This window comes from Catenibacterium faecis, from assembly GCF_014306455.1.
GTDB classification, from domain to species: Bacteria; Bacillota_I; Bacilli_A; order Erysipelotrichales; family Coprobacillaceae; genus Catenibacterium; species Catenibacterium mitsuoka_A.
The window spans coordinates 1-1,444 of the sequence record NZ_JACRWG010000132.1; the positions used below are offsets into that span (position 1 = coordinate 1).

At 38.3% G+C, this 1,444-nt stretch carries 1 protein-coding gene; it reads right to left on the reverse strand.

Annotated features, from left to right (window positions below; translation table 11 throughout):
* Nucleotides 1–56 precede the first annotated feature (56 nt).
* A partial coding sequence (gene tnpC / locus H8909_RS13060) for an IS66 family transposase (RefSeq protein ID WP_187013133.1) occupies nucleotides 57–1,444 on the reverse strand: 1,388 nt, incomplete at its 5' end.

Sequence of the window (1,444 nt, forward strand, 5' to 3'; positions counted from 1 at the left end):
GTAAGCGCCAAATTATATAGTGTACCTAAAAAGGACGATTAAATCACATTTTCGATTTAATCGTCCTTTATTCCAAACTCTTCTTTTATCTGTTCACTCCAAGGCATGAACCAGTCAATCTTTTCTGGATGCTGAATGATATCAATCTGAGGCATTATATCTAGTATGTATTCTATGTAATCAAAAGGACTAAGTCTATTAGCTTTAGCTGTCTCAATCAGGCTGAATATTGATGCACTTGCATCTGCTCCTTTGGTAGAAGTACTAAACAGCCAATTTTTTCTACTCACGGTGAATGGTCTTATATTACGTTCATCTAATGAATTAGTCATTGGAACTAAACCATCATCCAGATATACACGCAGTCCTTTCTCTAAATTCAGGGCATACTGAATAGCTTTGCCTATTTTAGAGCGTGTTAAAGACTTGTTCTGAGCATCAACGCACCATGAAAAGAAGTCGTCTACTAATGGTTTTGACTTTTTCTGGCGTATTTTGACTTTCTCTTCAGGTGGGAACGTATCAATTTCCTTTTCTATCGCAAACAGCTTGGCTATTTTCTTAAGACCTGTATAAGCCAATGTATCAGAGACATCTTTCATATCTGCAGGAAGTGCTTCATAGAACTTTCTTCTTGCATGTGCCCAGCAGTATGCATTGACTGCCCCTGCAATATTATTGTAACCACCATATCCATCAGAAATCAGTGTGCCACTGAAATTTTCAAGGAACTTCTGTGGATTTTCAGCTTTCCTATCAGGCTTGTATTCAAATATTCTGATAGGCTTGCTGCTTTCTCTGATGCTTGAATATACCCACATGTATGACTTGGAGGTCGCTGGCTTACCTGGTTCATTCAACACTTGCACCGTAGTTTCGTCACTATGCAGGTACTTCTCCTCAACAAGAATTTCATGCATTCTGTTTACGATTGGAATGAAATATTCTCTCGAAGCTATGATCAGCCAGTTGGCCATTGTAGTTCTTGATAGATCAAGCCCCAGACGTTTCCATTCTGCTTCCTGTCTGTAAAGAGGCATATGATTGACGAACTTATCAGTGATCACCTGAGATAGAACACTTGGTGATGTGAATGAATGAGGAATAACAGGTGCTGGTGTACCTGCTTTAAGCATAACAACCTTTCCTCTCTTTCGACAATTACGACATTCATATGTCTTTCTGTATATATCCTTTACATAGAGTTTTGCAGGTTCATAAACTACTTCATGTCTTACGAACTCTTCACCCACTCTATGCATCTTTGTACCGCATATATCACAGATTCTATCTTTCTCATCAATATCATAAACTTCTTTTACATGCTTAAGGTTATCTAGCTTGATTTCAAGAGTGCCTTTCTGTTTCTTTTTGGCTCTGCTGTATGTGATTTCTTCAAGAAGCTCTGGCTCGCATTCTTGTTCTGCTTCATCAAAAAGAGAAA